Genomic DNA, 6,141 nt, shown 5'->3' with positions numbered 1-6,141 from the left:
GGCCGACATGGATTTAGTCAAAAAATAGTTGAGGTCCTTAATATTGGCACCGAACATGGTACGCCTAAGCAAATGTATGGCTTGGTCGTAGCTCCATGCACCTGTGTACTGCGAGAGGCCTGAACCTGTGCGTTGTGCGGTTTGTTTGGTATTGGTTACCTCTTGTATGCCAGGTGCTGGCAATGGGGCAAGGGTGGTGAAAAAATCTCTTCTGTCCATACTGGTATTTCGTGTTTTGAGTCGAATAAGTGTTCAAATGAACGGCATATTGACTTAAAATAATCAACAAGGTTTAAAATTTTACCCTGAGGTGAATAAAAGATGGGGAACTATGATAGAATTATCCAACTCATATTGCGGGAGTGAGTCGGGGTGAAGTAATTTGCTTCCAACTGCTTATGTGAGTGAAGGCATCGAAAACAACAAAGCCCCTTGAGGGGGGCTATTGTTATTTGCTTTTTGCTTTTTCGATTTTTTCGACGGTGGTCATTTGGTAGCTCTTTTTCAAGCGGCATACACCGTGAGAGTGTTTCCAAATTTTACCACGCTTTGATCTTTTATCACCTTTGCCCATAATAATATTTTTTTTTGAAGTGCAAAAGTAGGTCGGAATTTTTAAATTCTAAAAGTTAAATTCTAAATTGATTGGCACCTTCAACTATATTGACAAGAGCTTATGAAAATTATGGGAACATCGGCTAACGAACGGCATAAAGGTAAAACCCCTTAAGCTTATGCAAGTTTTAAAACTTTCCAAAAGTTAAAAAGAGTGTAATTTTGTACCGTGCAAATCAATTTCCAATCCGACCCCCGCATTCATTTATTCATTACCCAGTCATTGGCCGAAGATATTGGCCCGGGCGATTATTCCACACTTTCGTGTATTCCCAGTCATTGGCAAGGCAAGGCCAAATTGTTAGTAAAAGATGAAGGTGTGTTGGCCGGTGTTGAACTCGCAAAGGTTATCTTGAAAGAAATAGACCCCGCATTACATACAACAATATATATAAATGATGGGGCATCGGTAACCCAAGGCGATATTGCCTTTGAAATAGAAGGTTCGGTTGCATCTATATTACAAGCCGAGCGGTTGTTGCTAAACTGCATGCAAAGGTTGAGTGGTATTGCCACTACTACGCATAAAGCAGTGTCGCTAATTGAAGGAGGGCATACAAAAATATTGGATACACGTAAAACAACGCCAGGTATGAGACTGTTAGAGAAATGGGCAGTAACAATGGGAGGTGGGCACAATCATCGTTTTGGCTTATACGATATGATAATGCTTAAAGACAATCATATAGATGCAGCGGGCGGAATAATACCTGCCATAACCAAAGCAAAAGAATATTTGATTGAGAAACACTTAGCTTTGCAAATAGAAGTGGAAACCCGTAATCTTGCCGAGGTTCAGCAAGCCATAGCTGCCGGTGGTATACACCGTATTATGCTCGATAATTTCGATGTAGCAACATTAGCAGAAGCTTTAAAGCTGATAAACAAGCAATACGAAACCGAAGCATCGGGTGGGATTACGTTAAGCAATTTGATTCCCTATGCTGAAACAGGTGTAGATTACATTTCGATGGGGGCATTGACGCATTCGGTAAAAGCTTTGGATTTAAGTTTAAAGCTTGTGAAAGGAGTATAATTATTAATAGTACGAGTTGTCATAATGAATATTAGTCTGAGTTTATCTAAGACGATCTTCGATAAAATCTGACTAACAATTGAAAAAAAAAATAACCCTTCGACTACGCTCAGGGTAACATGCAAAATAAAAAATAAACTATGTCTACTTCAACAGTAAAATACCAGGGCCAATTGCGTACACTGGCCACGCATACCAAATCGGGCGAAACATTTATTACCGACGCACCCGCCGACAACCATGGTTTAGGTCTTGCTTTTTCGCCCACCGATACGGTGGCAACCTCATTGGCTACTTGCATGATAACCTTAATGGGTATTACTGCCAAAACGCATCAAATAAATATAGATGGCACTTGGGCCGATGTCACAAAAGTGATGACTGAAAATCCGCGTCGTATAAGTGAAGTGCAAGTCGATTTGCATATAAAAGACAATGGATTAGATGCACACCAAAAAACAATTTTAGAGCGTGCTGCTATTACTTGCCCTGTGGCTCAAAGCCTCAATAAGGAAATAAACCAAGTAATAAAATTTAATTATTTTTGAGGATACGCAGAATTCTTTGGAAAGAATTTTATTTGGCAGCAATAGCGGCAACAAATTATAAATGCTTTTACCAAACCTGTGAACGACCAATCAAGGTGTTCAGTGATTTAAGGATTTCGGCCCGTCCCGATTTTTGTAGGGAGCTAACGGGATTGATAATCATTACTTGATTACCTCGGTCAAGGTCTGCAACTTAAAAGTAGGGCAGATCTTCTTTTGGCATGAATTAATGCCAAAGGCTAGGATGATAAGTAATGCACCAATTAGGAGCTGTTTTTTGCGATTCATTTCTTCTTCTTTTATTTTTAACTGTTCCATCTTTATTGTACTTTACCTTAGTGTTACCACTATTTTCGTAGCTTGGGCATTTGCTGGCTTTTTTTGGTTTACACCCACCATTAATGAAAGTTACTAGAAGTAAAGATACTAACAACAAACAAGTGATATTTGCTGCACGTTTCATAATGCAAATATTCATGTAGATTGAATTTCATGCAAAAGTAAATATAAAATAGTCTTACATGGTTAACCAAGTTTTTGAACAGTTTGTAGAAAACAACTTAAAAGCGGATACAAAACAGCTCGCCTTAAAGGCTAAGAATATTGATGGGCTTGACATTAGCAGGGCTATTACACAAATCGGTCTGCTGCAAAAATCTATAAAAAAAATTCCAGTATTTTTTGAAAAAAGATGTCTCTTAAGTCAAAAGTCTTACGAACAAGCGAGCAGTGAAAGAGTTGCTATCTTCAAATCGTCGCTCGTTTCTGGCAAAAACCTGTTGGACTTAACAGGCGGATTGGGGGTAGATGATTATTTTTTTTCAAAATATTTTGAAAAAATAACTTCTTTAGACCCCGATGTAGAATTAAATGAAATAGTGAGATACAATTTTGCAAAACTGGGAGTAGATAGTATTAAAAGGATAGATACCAAAGCCGAGGACTATATAGCAAAATGCAAAGAATCATTCAGTATTATTTACGCCGATCCCGACAGGAGAGACAGCAATAAGCAACGTAAAATACATGTGCGAGATTGGCAACCAGATATTAGTGCCATGCTTCCACAAATATTTGAGCATACAAATACTTTCACCCTCAAGCTAAGCCCCTTGTTCGACCTAGATGAACTGTTTAAACTGTTTCCCAATGTGTCGCACTTATATGTGATTTCAGAAGGCGGAGAAGTGAAGGAACTTTTTTGTATTATGCAAAAACAACATACAGCCAAAGCTATTACTTACGCTGTTGAGATTAATGCCAATGATGTGTTATTGTGCAATTCTGATAACGAATCACACTCATCCAATACTATTGCCAGCGAAACTGAAATGTATTTATACGAGGCAGGAAACGCCTTGGTGAAAAGCAAACTGTGGCGGCCTTATGCTGAGAAGTTAGAATTGGACTTGATGGAGAGCAATACTCCATTATTATTATCCAACAAATTAATACAACCTTTTATGGGTAGAGTATTTAAAGTGGCCGAGCAAGTGCCTTACAAAAATAAAGACATCGCAGCATATATTAAAGTACACAAACTACAACAAGCAAATGTAACACGGCATAACTTTAACGAGAATGTGGCCGAACTCCGTAAACGCTGGAAACTAAAAGAGGGTGGCAATGATTATTTATTTTTTGCTAATAGTAAAATGTATCACTGTGTGAAGGTTCGTGATTGAAAACGTCATTGCAAGCGAAACGTGGTGTAGTGAAACAATCTCGATGCATGTCTCCGATTCACGGTTCGCCGCGGCGAAGCCACGCATTGAATTCCGATAAGTCGGGATGGCAATGACGACAAAAACCCTTTATTTCGCAGTGAAATTATATTAAAGAAAAAAATGAAAGCATTTGTATTCCCGGGGCAAGGAGCCCAGTTTGTAGGCATGGGCAAAGATTTATATGAACAATCGCCCGCTGCAAAAGAATTGTTTAACCGTGCCAATGAAGTATTGGGGTTTGCCATTACCGATACCATGTTTACTGGCACCGACGAAGCCCTCCGACAAACCAAGGTTACGCAACCTGCTGTGTTTTTGCATTCGGTGATATCCTTCCTCACGCACCACAGCAAACCTACACCCGATATGGTTGCAGGACATAGCCTCGGCGAGTTATCCTCATTGGTAGCCAATGGTTGTTTAGCGTTTGAAAATGCTTTGTTACTTGTATCACAACGTGCAGCAGCTATGCAAATGGCTTGTGAGTTGCAACCCTCTACCATGGCTGCTATCCTAGGTTTGGCAGATGAACAAGTAGAAGAAGTTTGCAAACAAGTAACAAGCGAAATCGTAGTTCCTGCCAATTATAATTGTCCAGGGCAGTTGGTGATATCAGGCTCTGTGGCAGGTATAGAGCAAGCTTGTGAACTCATGAAACAAGCAGGAGCTAAGCGGGCTTTGGTACTACAAGTAGGTGGTGCTTTCCACTCACCGTTGATGGAGCCTGCCCGCACGGCATTGGCAGCGGCTATTGAAAAAACAAAATTTAATACCCCTATTTGTCCTGTGTTTCAAAATGTGAATGCACAAGCCGTTACCGACCCTAGCCAAATACAGCAAAACCTGATTGCACAACTTACAGCACCTGTGCGTTGGACGCAGAGCATAAAAGCCATGTGGGATGCAGGAGCAAAAGAATTTGTAGAGTGCGGCCCTGGTAACGTATTACAAGGTCTTTGCAAAAAAATAGCACCTGAGTGCATTACTTCAAAAATATAACCCTTTGATAAACTCAGTGTGACCACCGCTATCATACTGAGTTTATCGAAGGGCGAATCATAACAATTATAATAGATACATAAAATATGTTCACCAAATTTCACATAGAACACCGTATAGGCTACCTCACACTCGATAGAGTCGATAAAAAAAATGCACTCAACTTCGAGTTTGTCAATGAAATTAAATCAGTATTGCAAAATGCTATTGCCGATACAAACTGCAAAGTAATCGTACTCAAAAGCAGCAGCGATGTTTTTTGTGCAGGTGCCGATCTGTCGTACTTGGAACAATTACAACAAAACACCTACGAACAAAACCTTGCCGACAGCACTAATCTTGCTGAGCTGTTTCAACTTATATATAATTGTCCAAAGATTATTATAGCACAAGTGGAGGGCCATGCCATAGCAGGCGGTTGCGGACTAGCAAGTATATGCGATTTTTCATTTACTGTTCCTCATGCAAAGTTTGCATACACTGAGGTAAAGATTGGTTTCATTCCAGCTATAGTAATGGTATACTTAATTCGTAAAATTGGAGAAGGAAAAGCAAGAGAATTATTACTGTCCGGGAAATTAATTTCTGCACATGAAGCAAAAGATTTTGGGTTGATTAATTATATAATGCCTGCTGAAGAAATAGCTGATACGGTGAAACAATTCGCCATAACTCTTTGCAATGAAACTGCTGCCCAATCTACTGCAACCGTAAAAGAAATGCTGGCTCAGATACATAATTTATCAGTTTCCGATGCTGTGACCTACGCCGCCCAAATGAATGCAAAAGCCCGCAGCACCGATGATTGCAAACGAGGGATTAGGGCGTTTTTGAATAAGGAGAAGATCGTTTGGTAAATTACGTCCGCCGCAGGCGTAACAATTGATGAATTACGAATGAAACGTTGGCCGATAATTATATAATGTGCTTGTTGTTATACAACCAGTGTAACAGGCATTTCTATGATTATACTGGTGGTGACGATTGTGATTTAGTGAGGTTTCTATTAATTAAACCATTTGAATTATAACCTTCTAGTTATGATATTTTCGCATTGCTAAGTAGTTCAAAAAAAAATCAAGTGCTAAATATTGGAACAAATAATACCAATTCTTAAACTAAAATAGTTCTCCGCCTGTGGCGGATTTAGTTTGTAGAATGGTAATGCCGAACTACATCCCGAAAGCCCCGCTTAATCCCGATAATTATCGGGATG

Annotated in this window: 8 protein-coding genes; 5 read left to right on the top strand and 3 right to left on the bottom strand. The window is 39.5% G+C overall.

Features of this window, described 5'->3' with window-relative positions; all coding sequences use genetic code 11:
* Together SGJ10_03880 and SGJ10_03875 are read right to left on the bottom strand one after the other, a co-directional pair.
* On the bottom strand, positions 1 to 219 hold a 219-nt coding region (locus SGJ10_03880), incomplete at its 3' end, for a hypothetical protein (protein MDZ4757265.1).
* A 229-nt stretch (positions 220 to 448) separates the two neighbouring features.
* Positions 449 to 574 (bottom strand): 30S ribosomal protein THX, encoded by a 126-nt coding sequence (locus SGJ10_03875; GenBank protein ID MDZ4757264.1) that lies wholly within the window; start codon positions 572 to 574, stop codon positions 449 to 451.
* A gap of 210 nt (positions 575 to 784) precedes the next feature.
* Between SGJ10_03875 and nadC the strand changes: the two genes are divergently transcribed.
* Together nadC and SGJ10_03865 are read left to right on the top strand one after the other, a co-directional pair.
* Positions 785 to 1,651 (top strand): carboxylating nicotinate-nucleotide diphosphorylase, encoded by an 867-nt coding sequence (gene nadC, locus SGJ10_03870; protein MDZ4757263.1) that lies wholly within the window; start codon positions 785 to 787, stop codon positions 1,649 to 1,651.
* Positions 1,652 to 1,791: 140 nt separating this feature from the next.
* The gene (locus tag SGJ10_03865) at positions 1,792 to 2,199 is read left to right on the top strand and encodes an OsmC family protein (protein MDZ4757262.1); all 408 of its coding nucleotides are present in this window, start codon (positions 1,792 to 1,794) and stop codon (positions 2,197 to 2,199) included.
* A 226-nt stretch (positions 2,200 to 2,425) separates the two neighbouring features.
* On the opposite strand, the gene SGJ10_03860 is transcribed toward SGJ10_03865, so the two are convergent.
* Positions 2,426 to 2,662, bottom strand: coding sequence for a hypothetical protein (locus tag SGJ10_03860; protein ID MDZ4757261.1), 237 nt, complete (start codon positions 2,660 to 2,662; stop codon positions 2,426 to 2,428).
* A gap of 58 nt (positions 2,663 to 2,720) precedes the next feature.
* Here SGJ10_03860 and SGJ10_03855 point away from each other — a divergent pair, with 58 nt between their 5' ends.
* From SGJ10_03855 to SGJ10_03845, 3 genes are all read left to right on the top strand, one after another.
* Positions 2,721 to 3,884, top strand: a complete 1,164-nt coding sequence (locus SGJ10_03855; GenBank protein MDZ4757260.1) for a hypothetical protein — start codon at positions 2,721 to 2,723, stop codon at positions 3,882 to 3,884.
* 162 nt (positions 3,885 to 4,046) lie between these two features.
* The gene (fabD, locus tag SGJ10_03850; protein ID MDZ4757259.1) at positions 4,047 to 4,925 is read left to right on the top strand and encodes an ACP S-malonyltransferase; all 879 of its coding nucleotides are present in this window, start codon (positions 4,047 to 4,049) and stop codon (positions 4,923 to 4,925) included.
* Between the two features lie 86 nt (positions 4,926 to 5,011).
* A complete protein-coding gene (locus SGJ10_03845) occupies positions 5,012 to 5,782 on the top strand; it encodes an enoyl-CoA hydratase-related protein (protein MDZ4757258.1) in 771 nt (256 codons plus the stop codon).
* Positions 5,783 to 6,141 lie beyond the last annotated feature (359 nt).

The organism is Bacteroidota bacterium, assembly GCA_034439655.1.
Taxonomy (GTDB): domain Bacteria; phylum Bacteroidota; class Bacteroidia; order UKL13-3; family UKL13-3; genus CANJUD01.
This window is presented reverse-complemented; position numbering and strand designations above follow the sequence as displayed.